The sequence below is a fragment of the Pediococcus acidilactici genome, assembly GCF_016127815.1.
GTDB lineage: Bacteria > Bacillota > Bacilli > Lactobacillales > Lactobacillaceae > Pediococcus > Pediococcus acidilactici.
Genome location: NZ_CP066046.1, coordinates 637,708 through 658,280, shown reverse-complemented (window position 1 = coordinate 658,280; position 20,573 = coordinate 637,708). Strand labels below are relative to the sequence as shown.

Sequence of the window (20,573 nt, the reverse complement as noted above, 5' to 3'; positions counted from 1 at the left end):
TAAGAAAGGAACTAAACCAATGACATCTAATAACGATTACTTAACCATCAAAGGCCAGCAATTTAACTCACGTTTTATTTTAGGTTCAGGAAAATATGATTATAACTTAATCAAGGCGGCTGTAAAAAATGCCCATGCCGAGATTATTACCATGGCCCTTCGGCGAACTACGGAGACTACGGAAGACATCCTAAATTATCTGCCCGAACACGTAACCATTTTGCCAAACACCTCCGGGTCGACTAATGCAGAAGAAGCCGTTCGAACTGCCCACTTAGCTCGTGAACTTAGCGGTAGCAATTTCATTAAATTAGAAGTAATTCCTGATAAAAAGTATCTGCTGCCTGACAACCAAGAAACGGTAAAGGCAACTAAAATTCTTGCTGAAGAAGGGTTCATTGTTCTTCCATACATGCTTCCTGACTTAAACACCGCAAAACAACTGGTGGATGCGGGAGCGGCCACCGTCATGCCGCTAGCTTCCCCGATTGGTTCAAATTTAGGATTAGCCAATAAAAACTTAATCCAAATTTTAATCGATGAAATCAAACTCCCCATCATTGTGGATGCTGGCATTGGCAGTCCTAGTCAGGCTGCGGAAGCAATGGAAATGGGTGCGGATGCGGTAATGGCCAATACTGCAATTGCGACCGCAGAAGATATTCCATTAATGGCAGAAGCATTTCGGATGGGAATCGAAGCCGGTCGGAAAGCCTACTTGGCAGGATTAGGTCGAGTGGTTAACCATAAAGCCGTTGCTTCTTCCCCGTTGCAAGGAATTAGTAAGCAATGAAAGACATCCCTGATTTAAATGACCAATTGCAATTAATCGCCCACGCTTCACCCACTTTTCCTAAGCAAAATCGATTAGTCTATAGTCCAGCATGGACAACCGCCCAGCAACAGCTCATCCAATGGGCTCTGGCGGGCGGATTAACCGTCAGTGTTGATGACTATGGTAACGTCTATGCTGATTTAGTTGGAAAAGACGACGCAAAGATAGTGGCGACGGGTTCGCACATTGACACGGTCAAAGATGGGGGGATTTTTGATGGGCTATACGGCGTTTTAGCCGGAATAAATGCCTTAATCAAGCTTAAACAACGTTACGGACAACCCCAGCTTTCTTTACGCGCGATTTCATTTAGCGAAGAGGAAGGGAGTCGGTTTCCAACCACTTTTAGCGGCTCAAGGTACTACGTCCAAAAGGCACGCTTAAATAATTTGGTCGATGCTAACGGCATTGATTTTAACGAGGCGCGGCAAAATGCCGTTCAAAGTTTACTAGCATTACCGCAAGTTAACCATCAACAACCTGCCCTTCCAGCTACCTTCACCGAATTGCACATTGAGCAAGGTCCCATTTTAGAAGCCACTCACCGTCAAATCGGATTAGTTAATCGGATTGTAGGCCAGCGGCGGTTGCTATTTACATTAATTGGAAAGGCTAACCACGCGGGAACTACCCCTCCCAAATTTCGGCACGATGCTTTTCAAGCTGCCCTTGAGTTAATTAACCAGTTTAATCAATTTGCCACTAAATTAGGCCCGGACTTTCGCTTTACGATCGGCCATTTCGTAACCTTTCCTAACGTTGCCAACGTAATTCCTGGAGAAGTGCAGTTCAGCGTAGACTTCCGTCATCCCAACGAAGAGCGCTTAAAATACTTTGACCGGCTTCTTCATAAGGCGGCCGCCCAGCGAACAGATTCCGGAATCAAATTAAAAATTGATTACTCATCGAAAACCAAACCCGTTAAATTAGCTTCCAACTTACTACGCTTAAACCAAACCGTTGCCCACCATTTAAATTATTCCACGATGATTCTAGCTTCTGGAGCGGGGCACGATAGTCAAATCATGGGTTCATCTGTACCAACCGCCATGATTTTCGTTCCCAGTAAAGCTGGCATTAGTCACACTTTTACCGAATGTACTGACCAAGCTGATCTCGAAGCTGGGTTTCATGTACTAACCGAGAGTTTATATCAGCAAGCGTATTTAAATTAATTAAAAGGCGGTGGTCATTTGGCACAACGTTTACTGACTCGAAAATTTGCTCCGTCATTCACCTTGTTAATCTTTATGGGTACACTAGTGGGAAGCCTTTTGGGGTTAAGTTTTGGTCGCCAACTGTCCTTCTTAAATATTGGTGGTGAGCTTTTCTTAAATCTCCTCCAGATGACGATCGTCCCCTTGGTCTTCTGCAGCGTGGTTAACGCACTTGGACACCTTGACGCTGCTAACCTTAAAAAAGTCGGTGCAAAAATATTATTTTGGTTCTCGACGACCACCTTTTTTGCCGGGATAATCGGAATCGGTCTAGGTTTCTTGATGCATGCCAAATTGCTTGCGGATAGTTCCCTACCCGCAGTTCAGACTACTTCGCCCGTAAATTGGCAAAAAACTCTGCTTAATTTAGTTCCACAAAATATTTTTAACGCTTTTGTCCAGGGAAACACTGGCCAGATTATTATTTTTGCAATTTTTCTGGGTGCCCTGCTAAGCTATAGCAATCGCCAGCACCATTATGACCAATTGCTTACCTTGGTTACCCAACTAAATGATTTAATTATCCAATTGATCACCTTGATTATGCGAATTGCCCCATTAGGAATTGCTTGTCTGATGGTTAAAACTACTGCCACTCACGGAATCACTCTACTATTACCGCTGCTTTACTTTTTGTTTTTATATGGGAGCGGCGTCGTTGTATTTTAGTATTCTTAACGTTACTCACCATTTGGCGTACGCAAATCCCGCTTGCTAAATTGTTCAAGGGGCTCACCCGCATACTGCTCGTGGCGTTTACCACTACTTCTTCAGTAGTTACCCTTCCGGTTGAGTTGATGGATGTTCAGCACCGGCTTGGCGTCAGTAAATCAGTCAGCGAATTAGTTTTACCGTTAGGGATGGTTTTAAATAGTAACGGTCTAGCAATGTATCTTGCTTTAGTTTGCACCGCCATTGCCCAAATCTACCACCTCCCCCTCACTACCCCTAAATTAGCCGAATTTATTCTTTTGGCAGTACTCCTATGCGTGGGAACGATTACGGTACCCGGTGGCGGAATCATGGCACTGACCATTGCGGTAACCACCCTCCATTTGCCAGCGGAAAGTATCGCGCTATTCGCTAGTATAGACTGGTTTGTAGGCATGTTTCGCACCGTGGCCAACGTAATTGGGGACGTAACTACAGCAGTAATCATTGATCATGAAGAAGCTGGTTGATGGCTGAGGTTGGCTTTTTCAGGAATTGATTTATTAATCTATACAAAAAAATCTAGTTAACCAGCCGGAAATAATTCCACTAGTTAGCTAGATTTTTCATTCATAAATACTTATAAACATGCCTTAGTTGGATAACCAAATTAACTTAATTCGGGGAACCAAATTTTAATTTCTCGTTCAGCACTTTCAACGCTATCAGAGCTGTGCACAACGTTTCGAAGTAGTCCGTCTGGCCATTCCCGACCAAGATCTCCCCGAATCGTTCCGAAGGCAGCTTCGGACGGATTGGTAGCCCCCGCCATCCGATGGAAAACTTCAATCACGCGAGTACCACTAGCAATCATGGCCACGATTTTGCCTTCCAACATGTATGTTTCAATTTCCTTAAAGAATGGTTTATCAACTAATTTAGCGTAATGCTGCTGTAATTGGCTATCGGTAGCCCGGGTAACTTTGAGCGCATCAATTTCGTAGCCTTTCCGTTCCAGGCGGGTAATCACTTCACCAATGTGTCCTAAACTAACCCCGTCTGGCTTCACTAAAATTAAAATTCGTTCTTGGTCCATCAAAACCCCTCCATTTTCCGTTTAAGCGTGCTTTAATTGTACTAGAAAACTCATCGTTCAGCATCCATATTTGGTTACGTTTAGTTTTCATTTTTGCTAACCGTTACATTTTAAATCCGGACGAGTCTAGTCCTGACGCTTTCGGAAAACATCCGCTTTTAACCAGTTAAATATTTAATTGTGTCCTTCGCTTAATCAAGACCGTTTGAATATAAATCGCTAACTTCTTCCACGTCTCAATCCGGTGCACGTCTTCGAAATAAAAAAGGACTTGGTGATCATTTACATTAACCGCACTGTCGGCAATTACAATTTCTGCGTCTTCTATTTTTTCCACAATTAAAACGGACTTCTTTTTATAGATCCCGTGCAGAATGTTTTTTAAAACCATTAGGTAGTTAGCACTATATGAAGAATAAATGGCAATTTTCACTGGTTCAGCTACTAGATGACTCATGTACGAATATAGTAGTTCTGCAATTTGAAAGCCAAAAACTTCAAGTACCCCTACCGATAACTCATTTTTGTAAGTCATTTGAACGTCTCTGCTAATTTGCCGAACGTTTGCGTTAATATCGCTGATTGAGTTAGTTGCTAAAAACAGTACTTCTAACGACAGCTGCTTCGTAATGAGGAACCGATAAGTAATGTGAAATAAGAAAAGCTGATGGTATTTTTTAGGAATGGTATATTTTTCTACTAGTTTACCTAAGAGCTGGTTTGCTTTAACGATGATCTGGTTATTGCGGTATTCTCCCAGGTGTTCACCGACTTTTCTCATCAAGTCAGCCGTTAAGCTTTCCGGTAAATAATACATTGTCGCCAAGTAAAAAAACATTTTTTCGGTTGGAAAAGCATTTTTACTTATGTAATTAAAGTGATTACTAAAACCTAGGTGTAATTCTTTATAAACAGCAGTCATAACCTCCAATTCCTCACGAGACGCTTTTTGAGCAAGTTTCCCCATTTTGTTAGCGTTATCAAAAACATTTAATAAAGTCTGCATTTTTAGCTGATGGCTAAGCGACCACGCTTGATTGGTCGAAACAGCAACTGTGGTTGTCATCGTCTTATCAATTTGGTTCGCGGTAATTTCCAAAAGATAGGTTAACATCCGGATTTGATTTTCGTCGCCTTCAACCAACAAATAATTTAGCCTTTTATTGATTTGACACTTAAAATTCAAACGTTGTAATAAGCTGTTAGCCTTGTTAATTAATTTATAACAATAAGATTGGCTATAGTTAAAATAGTGGGATAACTTTATTATTCCTGCTTTTCGGTTGGTTAAAAAAAACCGTAAAAATTTAAAAACTGCGCTTTGGTTAACGTATTGCGATTTTAAATGCAGGTAAAATTCGACGTACGTCCGTACCCGGACTTGCTTCGATAACTTGATCATCCGGTTTTCAAACAGATAATACTTTTGGGAACTATTGTAGAATTGTTGCTGTTCAAGATTCAATTCCTCAATCAGGTCCTTTATTAATCGGTTAGTTGTTGCGAGGTTAGTTGCTAAATCATCGGGAGAAACCGCTGACTTAGAAATAATCTGTTCAAGAAGTCTAATCTTTCTTACCTGTTTTGAAGACAAAAATGATCGCCATAAATCCATAAACCAAGCTCCTTTTAACAAAAATTTTAGCTCAACCCAATACCCGTTGTTGTATTCATACAATCACGTACCCGTTTAAATATAGTCCATTTAGCTACCTAAATTCAGCAATATTTATATTTTTAGGACACTAAAAATGTAATTGAGCAATTTCGATAATCAAATCACCCTTAATTTTTTTATTGCTATTTAAAAATCAGGCGACTACTCACTGATGTGCCGATATCAGCGATTAGTCGCCCTCCACTGGTCTTCTTCGTTTTAGAAAACGTCAAGTCCTTTTCTTTCTCACATAGAACCCCGTTATTACTAGGATTAACGTTGCCAAAACAGCTACTCCGAAAATAATCATTCCCGCGTGGCCCGTCTTTATCGTTACGTGTGTCGGTTTACCGTTCTTCTTAACAAAATTATTTAATTGCTTTTTAGTGTAGGTGAATTTATACACCCGGTGTTTGCCGTTACTAGTTACCAAAAATTTATAGTTTCCTGGGATCAATTTGGCACCATCAAGGAGGGGGACGTTTAGCTGAGTTCTAGTAACTGGGGTCAAAACAACCTTATTTTTCTCCAAATTACCCTTAGCGATCACCCTTCCCTTAGGATTTAGCACTTGATAAGAACCACTTTCAGCATAGGCAATCAGCGGGTTATTATTTAATACATCATAACTGAGCAACGCGGCACTTTTAGCATTGGTAAATTTAAAGTTTACGTAGGTCAGTCCCTTTCGCTTAACCAAATCCCGCATTCTTAAGCGGACCACAACCACTTTTTGGTAAACCTTAACGACGTTAATCAGCCGCCGATTCACTCTTTTTCCAATAGTTTGGGCAAAGTTAATGCCGCCTAAAAGTTCTCCTTGAAGGTCTTGTGTTACGTTAATAACCACCCGAAGCCTTTTACTCTGCTTAGCCTGCAATTTTAAAGCACCGTTTCTTAATTTATCGCCAATTGGGGTTATCTTCGTATATTTTGGTAAAGCATATTTGTCATTTAACAGATTTTTCGTGGATTTTACGTAAGTTATTCCGCCGCTAGTAGCAGTCCCGACACTCGGAAAAACGGCTACGTTGATTTCTTTACTACTCGTGTTATTAACGGTAACTATGAACGAGTATTCCTTATTTACTTTCGGTGAAAATCGGATGTCGGTTGGGGAAGTAGATCGCTCTCCAGCTTGAACGGTTACTTTAAGAGCGGAACCGTTCCGTTGAGCAGCATGTACCGAAAGACCAGCTATCCCGATTTCCAACAATAAAATTAACATTATTAAACACACCCTAATAAAAGGGTGTGTTTTTACTTTTGATAACGTTTTCATTTATTCGCTACTCAATTGGATCTTCTACTGGTGCTTCCGTTACCACTACCTTTACCGTATTACTTTGATCCTTTCCAGGAACGGTATATTTGGTAGCATCCAGATTAACTACAAGGTCACCATTGACGGTGTCGTTCAACGCTTGACCAATTTTTTTACTTCCAACAAGTTGAGCATCCAACCCCGCGGAAACGAAGTTCTTTTCGACAGATAGTGTATACTCTTTTTCGCCGAAAGTTTTATTAATGACGTCGGCGTTAATCGGCTCGGTCTCTTTAAAAGTTCTGGTTTCCTTAGTGATGTTATTAAAATCAAAAGCAATATCCTTAACGCCGCTTAATTCAATTGCAGAGTTACCTTCACTAACCGTAATGTTTGCATCAGTAGGCCCCGTGACTATTGCCGCCTTGGCACCGCCCGCAATTCCTAACGATAACAGCGTAATTAACATGGCCGCCGCTAAAGTGATTTTTTTCATTTTAATGCCCTCCTAAAATATCATGCGTATTGACATTCCCGTTACCCCTACTTTAAGTGCAAAACGATTTTATGATTCTCTTCTTTTTACGAATTTTCCATATTAAAGGATAGGGAATTTAAAAAGGAACCCGCAAATGGCGAGTTCCCAGTCTAACAGTTGATAATATTTATATAAGACATTTTCCGGTTAATAATACTTAGGGGTCTTAACCCCTGCTTGAAATTCACAAGGTTAAGATGATCGACTTCTTAATTAGGCGCATCCTCGATGGTCCACCCGAGTCCCCCTTGATAGTCACCGATTTGATCCGCAGGGTTAAGTTGTAATTTGAGGAGTTTGCTTAGATCTAAGGTGGCGTCTCCAGTAGTTTGATAAATAATCTGTTCATCTTTGTTAATTGGCGTACCCTGATAAAGAAGCCGCCGAGAAAGCACTTGGCCATCTTGATTAGTAAGGGGATGACGTTCGCGAACCTTTAAAGTCCAGCGACCTTGGTCAATTTTACGTCGATCCTTAATTCGTAAAATTGCTTTGGTGGCTAGCGGAACGGTACTCTTTTCTCCGGGAATTTCGTGAGTACCAAAGTTAATTTCATATGGTAAGGTTAGTTGCGGACCGGATTCTAATCTAACTACCCGGTCTTCCTTGTTTGATGATTGGTGATGGTCATCTTCAATGTAAAAACTCACTTTTTTATCTATCCAGTTTTTGGGGCATTGCCACTCGACTTCATCCTTAACTGAGGAGGCGGCGTTAACATAATCCTTTAGCACTCGTTTTTCTCCATCATAACTGGCGATTAACTTTACCGGCTGGCTGTCTTCGTGCGTAAAGGAGAATGCAAGTCTACCTTTGTTAGTGAAACGAGAAATATGAAGTTCTGTGCCGGCATCCTTTAGTTTAAATTTAAGCTCTTGGCTCTTTCGGTATCGGTGAACGATTGTTTGGGCGCTAGGCAGAAAAATTCCCTTATCCTTCTTAGGATCATTTTTAAGTGGAAAATATCCTTTAATTTCCGGATAGTTGCCAGCCAAATCAAAATTGGTCGTCAAGATCCCGCTTTTTACTTGGGCGTCGTGGATTTTTTCATCATCTTCGTTTAAAAACATGGTCGTTACTTTGCCAATGTAATTAACCGCCGTTACTGCTCCGCTTTTACCGACGGATTGACCATTTATGGTGGTGGTTACGTCAAATGGAAGCGTTAATTTACCATCAATCACTTTTTTAGGATCAACTGGCTTTTCTTTTCCCTGCCATTTCAAATATACTTTATAATTTAATGCCGTATCACTTATTTGATCAGCAGAAGATCCTTTGGTTTTAATCTGAACTTTTTGGTCCTCAATTTGACTGGTAAAGTATTTGGTTACGTCCTCACCGTTAAAATTGGTGACTACCACACGTTGTGGTACGTACTGCTCACCGTCGTGCACCTGGGCCAAATTAAAACTTATCTCGGTTTCCAAGTTGCTGCTATTAGGAATCGTTTGTTGTGCAGCCAGATAGACATCCCGGTCAGCTTGATCAAATTTAGCATCTACAGCGTAAGCAGGAGCGAGTTCAGGCTTCGCTAAAAATTCAGTTAAATAAACTAGTGACGAGGTTGTACTATCGTTATTATGCACCACAAAAGTAACTTGCGAGATTGCCTTAGTAACCACTTCAAAACTTTGACGCGGGTCTCGCCACGGAACGCCAGCGGTAATATTCTTCAAATACATCCACCGGTCTTCTGTGTCATACATAATGTTGGTTGGGTTATTCGCGTAAATCGCACTAATGACGGAATCGGGATTTTGGTATCCAATATATTTATTTGTATTGAGCCCATAATAATTAAAGGCCGTTTTAATAGTTAAGGGATTATCGTGCTCATCAACAAAATTATAGGTCACCTTTACTTCACCATCGACGTCAATACCTAGGAAATAAGTCTTAGAAAAACTCAACGAACCTCCTTTAAAATTACTTTTGTTTCGTTTTAACGTGACTAGTAAATTTACCGACTTACCTTTGTAAAAACCAACGTTTTTTACCAGCGCTCGGCTTTCGTTAGTTTTTTGATCAACCACTAACCGATTTACAGTTGCATCTCCGCTCAAGGGAGTCACCACCGTATGTGCACCGTTATGCATTATAAAGGTATTATCAGCCGGGGTGACTGTTTGATTAGCCCACTGAAAATTTCCGAAAGTGGGCAATGGCCTTAGACTAGCCTTCGCACTGGCTGTTAGCCACCAGAAGCTTATGAGAAAAGTTGCTAATATTAAACTTGGAACTTTTTTCATTCGTCATCCCCCTTGCCTTTTAAAAATTTTTGGCACGCTTTGCTTGCTACAACGCAACAAATCAAACCAATTCCTGCCCAAATCAGTCCTAAACCTATCTTTTCGTTAGTTTGCGGTAAAAGTTGAAATCGAGGATTTTTTGCAGGAGGCCGCTTTAGATAATTCTGATTTGGTTGGGAAACCTTTTGCATCGGCACTACTTGATTTGCGGTCGTTTTTTGATAAAAGGTAATGCCTACTTCACTATTGGTGCGCTCGTTGGCCAGCACCACCCCCTCTACGTTAAATAGTAATGTTAATAAAACTAACCCACCCCAAAATTTCATTTTATTTCTCCGTTTTACTATTTTTCCGTTTCATCCGATAAATATAACCACTCAGAAGTAAAATCACTGCAATTAAAAGTCCTATGATTAGGTAAATCAACCGGTTATTAATAGGCCTTTTAACTTCCACCGCCTTTTGGTTTAATTTGGTATCGGCACCCGTAATTGTAAATTCTTTACTGAATTGCCATTTCTTACCAGCGGCACTTTTTAGAACAATCGTTAAAACATATTTCCCGCTTTTTAAGGGCTGATTGTCCCAGCTAATTGGCAACCGAAAACGCACTCGTGGAGCAATCGAAATTTGCTGGTTAGTTTCCTTTAGCACCTTACGATGTCCTTTTTGGGTTACGGTAGCCCGCATGTGTAATTTACTTAGCAACGTCGGTGTTGAATTTTGTAAAGTTGCAAACACCGTCAAGTAACCGTTGTCTAATCCTGGAGTAACCTTTTCTAATGACAACTTGGGTCGCACTTGACTATTTGAACATCTCAGCTTTGCACCGATGGTATAAGCAAAATTATTTATTAAGCTTAAACTTTGTTGCTTAGTGGTTCGTTTCGAAGACTTTGCGTAACAATAAAAACCGCCCAGCACCGTACCTTCGAATCCTTTTGAGGGGATCTTTAAATGATAGTCAACTTTACGCACTTCCTTAGGGTTCAGCGTAACGGTCTGCGGTCCCGAAATCATTTGTTTGAAAGTCGGACCTCCTAGTAACTTAGTCTTGGACTTGGAATAATCAATCGCGCCATTCCGGTTAGTAACCGCGTTATTTGTTTTAATAATAATGGTTTGCTTTTCGTTAGTGAGATTGCGCAACCTAATAAATAGTCGCTCATTATTTCCCGGGCGCACCCGCAAATCGTAATAACTGGCATCAGATTGCTGATTCTTCGGTAAAATTGCCTCCGCATCAAAGGTTACCCGGTTATTTGCTTTTGTGTTCGCAGCTACGGCATGGGGAAAAGTTAGCGCTAGTAAAATGCAGGATACGTAAACCAGAATAAAGCTAAGAAAATACAGTTTTGGGCTTTGTTTAATTGGTTTAAGATGGTGCATCGGTCAACACCCAAGTTAAATCAGCAGAATAACTTTGTGCTTCTACACCAGCACGCGGTACGTGAAGTTTGACATTCTCATTTTCTCCATCTTTTCCTTCAAATACGGCCGCAAATGCTCCGGCTCCCTGGCCTTCCTTAGCCGTCATTACTTCTTGATATTCCTTATTTAATTCAAAAGTATTTTGAGTGATTTTCGGCATCGGAGATTGGTTGTTTTTAGTTACTACCTTTCCATTCGTAAGGGACATCTTGGCACCCACTAATTCTTTTCCGTTGGCACCTACGAAAGGTGAAATTGCTACTCCCAAACTCCAGCCCTTCGCACCTCCGCGGGTGTCGTTAACCTGCACGTGAGGTTTTTTGTTTAATGCATAATAGTCCGTATCTTCTGCCTTAATTTCCTGTTGTCCAAACGTAATGTTTGAAGCGTACGGAATGGATAGCGAACCCACGTCACCAGTTCCAGAATCATCATCATGGGTATCATCGGGGACGACTGGATGAATATCCTTACCAGAACCAGCGGTCAAGGTCACGTCCGTTTTATTAGTTGCCTCGGAAATCTGAGACGCCATTACCGTGGGCGCATTTAAAACTAACATTCCTAATGCAAGGCTTGTGATCATTGCTTTCTTGTTCATTGAATACTTCCTCCTTAAATTTAATCAACCTCATCGATTTAAAAACATTCTCGCACGCCCCTTTTTTAGTTACTAGTCCAACTTTTTTCCTGATTCAGAAAAAAATTAAAAGGTTTTTCAACTAAAAAGAACCTCCCCAGAATACTTAGCTTCTGGAGCGGTTCTTTAACTATTCGAGTTATAATTCCCAAAAATAATTTGCCCTGGGGACTACTTGGTTAATTGATAAAGCATTGCTCCTAGTTGTCGCCAGTTACGTTCCGTGGGCAAATTTTTCATTAAGATTAATGGTGTATTTCCAGTATCAATGTAGTAGTTAGAGATCACTAAATCTACTTCTGCAATGGGCGTTTGGTAATCGTAAAACTCAAACGCAAAGGAATGGCCAAAGTAAGTACGCACCTTATTCATCAACCACAATCGGTGGGTGTGATGCAAATCATCCTGCACTAAAATTTTGATAGGCGTAACTTTTTTAGCGAAGAGGTCGTAATAATCTAAGATAAAATAATAGTTTAGAAATAGTTGCTGCCAATTAGTTAGTAAAGCCTTAACTGATGGCTGCGCACGTTTTAAAAGATGTTTACGAAGTTCCTGCATTATTTGAAACTCCCTTGGGCGCTCCGCTTTTAATTCCATAATGTAAGAACGGTTAAAAAACACGTCGGAATTACCGTTAAAAAAGGCGCTCCGTTCGTGAAAAGCAATAAAATTAAACATTAATTCTAAATCGTCAGTTGCCAATTGAAACTCAAAATTTTCTTTAACCACCCTAGCCAAATTCATTACGGCCAGGTAGGAGTCCGTCTGATTTTGCTGGTGAGCTAACGCATAGCTGTTTTCATAATTCGGATTACCATCAATAATCCCGAAATCATATATCACTTGATATAGAAAATACAACTCATCTCTGCTTAACGGCAGATTGCATATTTTATGCCATTTTTGCATTAATTTGAAAGTCGGATCGCTATCAATCACCCTTTGCTTCGTTGCGTCCGTCGTTGCAATAACAACTTTACTTCTTTCTAACGTAATCGCTAACCAATAAGCAAAAGTTTTACGTTGAAGCGGTTCTAAAGTAACCGCATACACCTTTTCGAAGTCAGTAATGACCGTTTCGATTGCCGACAATTCAGTACTAAACGGCCAATCATCTGCGATCTCCCGGGTTGAATTCCAATAAAAATAATAGTAGAAGCTTCGAACGTTAGTTTCACTGCCCTTTAATTCCAGACGGTACGGCAAAAATTCTAACTGATAACGTTTAAAGTAAGGTTTTAATAGCTTGGCATAGCGGAAAACCGTTGATAAGCTTGTAAACTGACTTTCCGCATAATCGGTTAACCGCTGGTGCGGATGATGATACATGAAGTCAATCAACTTATAATTGTAAGAAGATTGATAAAACTTCAAATACAGGGTGTAAATGGGGAAATCCTCCTCCTTTACGATTTGAAAATTCTTATTATGATCGTTAAACAGCTGAATTTTTTGCCCGGTTTCCTTAAATAACTGCTGGAATTCTTCAAGGTAATTTAAAATCGACTTTTCCGTTACGCCGATTACCTTTGCAAGCGCTTTGCTTGAGCGCCACGTAGTACTTTCTAATAAATAATCTAGTAAAATCACCTTGTTCAAAGACGACGCTGTCAAAAACGTTTTCATTTTTTGCCCCCAAAAAGTTAAATTCAAATTGCACGTACTGAGCTAATGCCCACCACTTAAGAGACTTTTTCTCCTAATTAGTGAGTTATCTATTCCAAAATAGTCAGGGTTTGCTATTTTTGTAGCTATTTATACCATATTCGACTTGAAAAATACATCTTTAGCTTAACCGGGTTCGAGCATTACAGCTTAAGTAAAAATTCCTCAGTCAAGTTAATTCCATTTATTCTTTGATTAAGCTATTCTTAAACTAAATTAATACAGGAGGCCGAGTTCATGCGTTTATGGCACGAGAAATTAATTTCCAAACTGCCTCGGGCCCAGCTTTTAGGTCAGCACCGGGAAGTCGCGGCGCTCCGCGGCAAGGGCTGGGGTAAAAAACACGCCACCGTCGATTACGTTTTTACCCATTCGCCATACAAGTTGTACCAATTTCATTTGTTAGTGATGGCTGAAATGCAGGTGCGGGGATATCATCCTGACCCTAAATGGTTCGACCCCACTTACCGGGGGTTGCATTGCCCAGCTTATTTAGCATTGACACCTTGTCCGCTCACCGACCCGATCTATCCCGAACATGACCAACAATATTTGGCAGAATGCTTAGAAAATTTGAGATCTAAGGGAATTCAGATATTGATTTGAAAAAGAGAGTGGGACAAAAGTCGGGTAGTTTGCGAGCATTAACTGAAAATTGACCATGATGCCTGAATTTGGCATCATGGTCAATTTTTGGGTAAGCGGAACCAACTGACTTTTGGCACACGTTTTGGCTTTATTGAAGGCAAAATATCAAAACAACTTTTTAAGGATCTTTTCATCCTTGAAAAGTATTTTTTCTTCTAGCCTTCCAAATTATAAAATATTTTATAAATCTTTTCCGTTAGATTTAATCACCTTTTTGTACCAAGCAAACGAATCTTTTTTCAATCGTTGCAATGTTCCGCGTCCGGAGTCATCCAGATCAACGTAGATGAACCCATATCGTTTGCTCATTTGGCCGGTTGTCGCACTAACAAGATCAATTGGCCCCCAAGTTAAGTAGCCAAAACAATTTACCTGGTCAATTTCTACTGCCTTTTTGACTTCTTGAACATGTTTACGTAAATAATCAATTCGGTAATCATCATGGATTTTTCCATTATCATCCAATCGATCCTCCGCACCTAGTCCGTTTTCAGTAATCATAATTGGGATTCCATACTTTCGATACGTATAATTTAATAAGTATCGAATTCCCACGGGGTCAATTGTCCAGCCCCACTTGCTCGTTTCCAAAAAAGGATTAGTTAAACCGCCAAAAAGTGTACTTTTTGCTTCCTTTGCCCCATGATATTCGGCCACCGATGAGGCATAGTAATTCATTCCGATAAAATCGATTTTTCCTTGTTTAAAATCAGCGGAATCATTTTTTGAAACCGCCAAATGAATCCCGTCATCTTCATACTCTGCTAGTTTGTACTGCGGAAACTCGCCGTTACACATTGCATCAATTTGATAAAAATCACGGTCCATTTGTCTAAAGGCGTTCATTACATTTTCCGGATCGCTGTTAATTGGGTAAACGGGTTCAATTCCGAATACGCAGCCAATTTTATTGGAAGCATCAATTTCATGTCCTAACCGGACTGCTTTACAACTAGCTAAGGTCATGTTGTAGCCAATGGTTGCCAACGTTTGCGGTTTATCTTTCATTTCGGAATATTTCAAGCCAGCGATTATATACGTAAAGATGTCGCTAGCCTCCGTTTGTGGATCAATATGATTCATCTCATTAAAGGTAACCCAATATTTAACTTTCCCGCGCAACGCTGTAAACATCGTCTTGCAAAATTTGAGATATAACTCAACAACCGAGCGATTTTGCCAAGAACCATATTTTTTAACCAGATTAATTGGCATTTCAAAATGATATAGAGTTACGATAGGCTCGATATGATACCTTTTTAACTCGTCAACTAAATTTATATAAAATTCAATTCCTTTTAGATTAGGCTCTAAGTCGTCGCCATTTGGATAAATTCTACTCCAATCAATTGAAATTCGAAGTGCCTTAAACCCCATCTGCGCAAAGAGTTTAACATCATCTAGATACCGGTGATAAAAATCAATTCCAATATGGGATGGGTACCGACATTCTGGATCAATTGTCTGGTGGATCTTTCTTGGTTGCCCATACTCACCAACCGTTACGTAGTCCATAATTGCTGGCCCCTTACCGTCTTCGTTCCAAGCTCCTTCCGTTTGGTGGGCAGCAATACTTCCGCCCCATAAAAAGTTATCTGGAAATTTCATTACTTCCTCCTTATCCGAGCACTACGTTTAGCATCTGATCTTTGTCAGTTACAATTTGATTAACACTGGGAATTACGTCTAAAAAGTCGTTCGTGTTAGTAATAATCACCATCACGGTCGGATCATATCCAGCCTCGACCACTTTGGAAAAATCTACGACCGCTAAAACATCCCCCTGGGAAACGGTTTCCCCTTCTTTTACTTGGAGCGTGAAATATTTCCCCTCTAATTCAACAGTGTCAATTCCGATGTGAATCAAGATCTCAATTCCGTTGCTTCCGGTAATCCCAATTGCGTGTTTAGTCGGAAAAACCGCAGTTACCTTTCCATCAATTGGTGCATAGATGTGGTCGTCAGTGGGCTTAATGCCAATTCCTTTACCCATGGATCCCGTAGAAAACGCGGCATCGCCAACTTCGGCTAGCTGGACTAAATCTCCCTTCACTACACTACTCAAAGATACCGTTTGTAATTTTGAAGCAACCGCATTATCAACATTTCCAGCTTCATCTTCTGCGGAATCTTCAGCAGGCACACCTAGTAAGAATGCTGCAATTGCCGCACCAACAAAGCTAATAATAACGGAAGCAACCATCAACCATAAGTTCATGAAATGCCCTTTACCAATGTAAGCTGGTAAACCAAATAATCCCCAAGCAATTGAATATGCTTTTACACCAGTAAGACCGGCAAATAAACCTCCTAAGCCTCCGCCAATCATAACGGCAATGAAAGGCCGACGATATTTAACAAAGACACCATAGATGGCAGGTTCCGTAACCCCTAGAATTGCGGATAGGGTCACCGTTCCAAATAGTTGCTTTTGCTTACGGTTACGGGTTCTCAAAAAGTATCCTAACATTGAGCCACCAACTGCAATATCTGAGATGGTACATGAAGAAATAAATGCAGGATCGTAACCGTTAGCCGAAATTAAGGAGGCAACCACTGGCATGATAAAGTTACCCGCTCCTAACATGACGATGAACGGTTGTAACGCTGAATAAAGCATCATTACAAACCAGCTACCAACATACTTCATTAATAGATTAAAGAAGGCAATAATTCCTTCACCTAGGTAATAACCCAACGGGCCAAAAACTAGTAGCGTCGCCGGTAAAGTTATTAGCATGATAAGTAGCGGAGTCATAAAATACTGTAAAGCGTTGGGAACTATTCGTTTCACAAATTTGGTTACGTACCCCATAAACCAAACTGCTAAGAGAATCGGAATAAAACTATTTGCGTACGTAATTTGGGGCAACGGGATTCCAAATAAATTAAGCCCCTTTACTCCGTTGATACTCTCCGATAAAATTGTTGCGGCTAACGCAACCGCCAAGTACGGGCTGGCACCTAAACGTTTGGCGCTACTCATTGCCATTAAGATTGGTAAGAAGTAAAATACCGAAACCCGCAATGCGTCAAAGATCTGGTAAGTAGGACTATTTGGTGAAATTAACCCCGTAAGCGAGATGATCGATAAAAAGGCTGCCAACAAACCTGCACAAATAATCGGTTCTAAAATTGGCGTCATGGATTCTGAAACCACATCCAACACTGCTTTAATCCAGTTCTTTTTTACCTTATGTACTTCTCCTTTATCGTTACCACTGATTCCCAACAAATCGATTAATTCATCGTACACATCCACTACATGAGTCCCAATAATAATCTGGTAAGCCACGTTGTTACTAACTACGTCAATTACCCCATCTAAATCCTTGAGTGCTGCCGTATTTGCTTTATTACGATCTTTGAGTGTAAAACGCAGTCTTGTCATGCAATGGACTACCGCTTGGATATTTTCTTTTCCACCGACGTACTTGATAATATTTTCATTAAACTCTTTATACTTCATTTCCAACGTCCTTTCTGCTTGTAACTCGGTTAATATGGATCATCAAATAGGTATATTCATCAGGAGAAATTTTCTGCCCAAAACTTTTACTAATGTAATTATCAATTTTTTGTACCGCTCGAAACGCTTCAGGATAAATTTCCCTTATTTGTTCATATAAAACGTTTACGTCGGTTTTCGTGGACAGTTCGTGGCAATTTAAACGGTCAATAAAATACTGTAAATGCGTGACCAAGCGCAGGTAGTTAATACTGCTTTCATCAAAATTGATATTAAAATGGTATTTAATTATATTTAGTAAATCTCTCAGTACCGTAATGTCTTTAACCTTTTGTTCGACATTGTTCTGTTCATCTTGAACATTAATAAAGTGCAAACTAATTGGAATTGCTTCGTCTTCTGGAAAATCAACCTCATAAGTCTGATTAAGCCAGTTAATTGCCTTTATTCCAATTTCGTAATATTGGGGATAAAATTTCTTTACTTCCCATACCAACGGACTTGCAATAAACTGTCCTTTTTGACCTCGTTTTAACGCAAACGAAATATGATCTAATAACGCTAAATACAAATAATCAGTCACCTTAACTTTTAGGTAATTTTCACCGTAATCAACGATCCTATTAACCAAAGCAATGATTTTTTTATCAGAATGGGTTAATAAAAAACTAAGATGTTCTAAACGGTCTTTTGAATCTAGAACATACAGTTTGCTAATCTCTTTTTCCTCGATTTGCTGTCCAACTTTTTTCTTGAAAGCAATTCCTGGAGAATATGCAATTAATTCATGAGTACCTTTAGATATAATGGCAACGTTGTTATTTAGTATCTTTTTTACTTTCATTCCTACTCCTTTCCAGAAAAAAACTCAGGCAAAACACGCTAAGCCATTTATTGGCTAAAACGTGTCTTGCCTGAGTCCTGCCCTTTGTTCGGTCACATTACTCAAAGAAAAGTTACGTACTCTTCTAAGCTTTTTTCTATATTTAATTCTTTAACTTCTTAATATTATCATTTCTAATTTTGTTTTGTCAACGCTTTCATCAACTTAATTTTTAACCAAAAATATTCTCTAAATATCCCTGCACTGCAGCGTCGTATTCTGCTGGGTACTTCGCTTGTGCTTCACCGTGGCCAGCTTTATCAGCAATGAAAGGTTCGTAGTAAGGTCCTCCGTTAATAGCCTCCAAAGTTTCTAAATTTGAAAATGGAACCACCCTATCCAGAGTGCCATGAATAAATAATTTAGTGAGTTTAGATTTTTGAACGCCCTCTGCAGGCAACGAGTTGTTAATATCCATGTTTGCTTTTGGCCGTGTGTAGTATTGGTCCAGAATTTCAAACATTTTATCTGAATTGTCTTTGGTAACTAAAAAGCTTTCCGCAAAATCGACCCCGGTTGCACTCTTAATGAACCCTTTTAGTAATCCGGTCACCATTCCATAGACGTACTCTAATTCACCCCTTGTCGACGCGTACCCACAATTTTCGATCAAGCCATGAATATTTTCCGGATGTGCCTTGGCCAGCACACTCATCATCGTAGCCGCTCCCATTGAACCACCATACAAAACTACTTTTTGATTGGCGTGCTGAACATTCAAATAATCTTTAATCCATGCAATTACATCGTCTGATTCGTACTGTCCGAGTGTTACGTAGTCGCCGCCACTCTTACTAGTCGCCCGATTATCAATATACAAAACGTTATACCCTTTATCATAAAAAGTGCGTGTTTCTGGAATATCATTTCCTGAATCAATATTTCCACGAAAACCTCCATGCATTACTACCGTCTTATCTGCATTTTCTGTAATTGACTCTTTGTGTGGCGTGTAATAAGCATACGAGGTAAAGGTACTTCCATCCGCATTATTTTTTACTGGTAAAGCAATTGCCTCACCAGTCCCCGGCAAGAACCCGTTTGATTGGTTGTCATCACTTAGTCCAGGCAACGCTTTTAGTTGTGGATAGCCTTTTGTATTATTTTGGAATAGCTCAAATATTTTACTCTGCCCTACAAATCCAAAATCAAAGAATATATAAGCGCCCCATAACATCTTAATTTGTTCCGTGTTTTTCGCACCATAAGTAGTGATATCGCTATTTTCTTTATCAACAATCGCTTTAAACAAACTTTTCAAATCCGTTGCGTCTTGTTTCTGCATAAATTCCATAATTTCATCAGCATACTCCTTCGCATTAAATTCTTGAGATTGTTTAACGTTTTTAGCTAATTTCTCACTTGGTAAATTAGCAGCATGGACGACGGTTTGCACTGGTCCACTTACCGCAATTGTTAATGCCATCCCAGTCATCAATAGATACTTTTTTTTCATTGTTCTTCCCCCGTAATAAAACAGTGCCAATATTAACCATGATCTAAAAGATAGCCTCATATGTAATATAGTTCGTGTTTTTATTCACATTATTAATGTGTAAGGGTATTATACCCGCTTAATGGTTCGCAAGGCAAATAATATGATTCACAATTTTAAAGTCAGAGACTGGGTTTCTTGATACTCACTATTTTCCCAACCACCGCTCCTTAAAATTTTTCAAACTTCTTTCCAAGAGTAAAACCTGCTCGTCTTCATCAGCTAGTCGCGCTTTTAATTTATCTAAGAGTTGGTTTCCAATTTTTAGGTACTCTCCTGGCTCGAGTTCATACTTTAATTTAAAAAAAGATTGAATCGCCTCACGATATTTTTTCTTCTCAAGATACTGCTCTATTTCGGCTAAAAACTTATTCTTTTGCTGATTTTCTTGCTGAAAAACCACCTCGATATCTCCGTTCCTTTTCTTTCCAAGCACATATCCCAATCCTTCAGCAAACGACTTCACCTGTTTCATAATAAAATCTTTATCGTTATCCAAAATGCCCCTCCTAATTTTAGTGTGCAATTTCACTTGAAGTCTAACACCAATCCTGAGCCAAAAATTAGGGAGCACTATTCTTTATAGTTTCTTAAATTTACAATTTTTAACCGTTGGGTTTGGTGCCTTCCTTACAAAACTTATCTTTTTCACCGAATCACTAAAATTAACCTTTCCCTTGTTCATGGCTGGGCTTTCCTAACGTTAAAAGGACCATGCTAAATTAACAGCTAGGTTAGCAACTAACCGTCGAATTCAACTAATCCGGTAAGAAAATCTTTTAATGCCGTAGCAAGCGCAACCTATACCAATTTGATTTATACCTACAAA

At 39.8% G+C, this 20,573-nt stretch carries 17 protein-coding genes and 1 pseudogene; 4 read left to right on the top strand and 14 right to left on the bottom strand.

What is annotated here, in order from left to right; translation table 11 throughout:
• Positions 1–19 precede the first annotated feature (19 nt).
• From I6H64_RS03265 to I6H64_RS10085, 3 genes and pseudogenes are all read left to right on the top strand, one after another.
• Complete coding sequence (locus I6H64_RS03265; RefSeq protein ID WP_008841023.1) at positions 20–793, top strand: thiazole synthase; 774 nt, start codon at positions 20–22, stop codon at positions 791–793.
• Positions 790–2,010, top strand: coding sequence for a M20 family metallo-hydrolase (locus tag I6H64_RS03260; RefSeq protein ID WP_008841024.1), 1,221 nt, complete (start codon positions 790–792; stop codon positions 2,008–2,010). Before I6H64_RS03265 ends, I6H64_RS03260 begins: the two co-directional genes overlap by 4 nt.
• A 75-nt stretch (positions 2,011–2,085) precedes the next feature.
• Positions 2,086–3,233, top strand: a pseudogene (locus I6H64_RS10085) (dicarboxylate/amino acid:cation symporter).
• 140 nt (positions 3,234–3,373) lie between these two features.
• Here I6H64_RS10085 and ndk read toward each other — a convergent pair.
• From ndk to I6H64_RS03210, 9 genes are all read right to left on the bottom strand, one after another.
• Positions 3,374–3,799 (bottom strand): nucleoside-diphosphate kinase, encoded by a 426-nt coding sequence (ndk, locus tag I6H64_RS03250; RefSeq protein WP_008841027.1) that lies wholly within the window; start codon positions 3,797–3,799, stop codon positions 3,374–3,376.
• 166 nt (positions 3,800–3,965) lie between these two features.
• Entirely contained in the window at positions 3,966–5,414 is a 1,449-nt protein-coding gene (locus I6H64_RS03245; RefSeq protein WP_036685077.1) for a helix-turn-helix domain-containing protein, read from the bottom strand.
• 271 nt (positions 5,415–5,685) lie between these two features.
• On the bottom strand, positions 5,686–6,684 hold the full coding sequence (locus I6H64_RS03240; protein ID WP_008841029.1) for a WxL protein peptidoglycan domain-containing protein: 999 nt from the start codon (positions 6,682–6,684) through the stop codon (positions 5,686–5,688).
• Between the two features lie 61 nt (positions 6,685–6,745).
• Positions 6,746–7,216, bottom strand: a complete 471-nt coding sequence (locus I6H64_RS03235) for a hypothetical protein (RefSeq protein WP_008841030.1) — start codon at positions 7,214–7,216, stop codon at positions 6,746–6,748.
• 251 nt (positions 7,217–7,467) lie between these two features.
• Positions 7,468–9,510, bottom strand: a complete 2,043-nt coding sequence (locus tag I6H64_RS03230) for a hypothetical protein (protein ID WP_036685079.1) — start codon at positions 9,508–9,510, stop codon at positions 7,468–7,470.
• On the bottom strand, positions 9,507–9,836 hold the full coding sequence (locus I6H64_RS03225; RefSeq protein WP_008841032.1) for a hypothetical protein: 330 nt from the start codon (positions 9,834–9,836) through the stop codon (positions 9,507–9,509). Before I6H64_RS03225 ends, I6H64_RS03230 begins: the two co-directional genes overlap by 4 nt.
• Position 9,837: 1 nt before the next feature.
• Positions 9,838–10,899, bottom strand: a complete 1,062-nt coding sequence (locus I6H64_RS03220; RefSeq protein ID WP_008841033.1) for a WxLIP family cell surface protein — start codon at positions 10,897–10,899, stop codon at positions 9,838–9,840.
• The gene (locus I6H64_RS03215) at positions 10,886–11,542 is read right to left on the bottom strand and encodes a WxL domain-containing protein (protein WP_036685081.1); all 657 of its coding nucleotides are present in this window, start codon (positions 11,540–11,542) and stop codon (positions 10,886–10,888) included. The genes I6H64_RS03220 and I6H64_RS03215 overlap by 14 nt, the downstream gene beginning before the upstream one ends.
• A 210-nt stretch (positions 11,543–11,752) precedes the next feature.
• Complete coding sequence (locus I6H64_RS03210; protein ID WP_056984967.1) at positions 11,753–13,210, bottom strand: AcpB/EbpR/MafR family transcriptional regulator; 1,458 nt, start codon at positions 13,208–13,210, stop codon at positions 11,753–11,755.
• A 276-nt stretch (positions 13,211–13,486) separates the two neighbouring features.
• On the opposite strand from I6H64_RS03210, the gene I6H64_RS03205 reads away from it, so the two are divergent.
• Entirely contained in the window at positions 13,487–13,855 is a 369-nt protein-coding gene (locus I6H64_RS03205) for a TIGR02328 family protein (protein WP_008841037.1), read from the top strand.
• A gap of 222 nt (positions 13,856–14,077) precedes the next feature.
• Here I6H64_RS03205 and I6H64_RS03200 read toward each other — a convergent pair whose 3' ends face one another.
• From I6H64_RS03200 to I6H64_RS03180, 5 genes are all read right to left on the bottom strand, one after another.
• A complete protein-coding gene (locus I6H64_RS03200; protein WP_008841039.1) occupies positions 14,078–15,505 on the bottom strand; it encodes a glycoside hydrolase family 1 protein in 1,428 nt (475 codons plus the stop codon).
• A gap of 10 nt (positions 15,506–15,515) precedes the next feature.
• Complete coding sequence (locus tag I6H64_RS03195) at positions 15,516–17,366, bottom strand: PTS beta-glucoside transporter subunit IIBCA (RefSeq protein ID WP_056984965.1); 1,851 nt, start codon at positions 17,364–17,366, stop codon at positions 15,516–15,518.
• Positions 17,356–18,210 (bottom strand): PRD domain-containing protein, encoded by an 855-nt coding sequence (locus I6H64_RS03190; RefSeq protein ID WP_008841042.1) that lies wholly within the window; start codon positions 18,208–18,210, stop codon positions 17,356–17,358. The genes I6H64_RS03195 and I6H64_RS03190 overlap by 11 nt, the downstream gene beginning before the upstream one ends.
• A gap of 211 nt (positions 18,211–18,421) precedes the next feature.
• On the bottom strand, positions 18,422–19,705 hold the full coding sequence (locus I6H64_RS03185) for an alpha/beta hydrolase (RefSeq protein WP_008841043.1): 1,284 nt from the start codon (positions 19,703–19,705) through the stop codon (positions 18,422–18,424).
• Positions 19,706–19,892: 187 nt separating this feature from the next.
• Positions 19,893–20,243, bottom strand: a complete 351-nt coding sequence (locus I6H64_RS03180) for a hypothetical protein (RefSeq protein WP_224428680.1) — start codon at positions 20,241–20,243, stop codon at positions 19,893–19,895.
• Positions 20,244–20,573 lie beyond the last annotated feature (330 nt).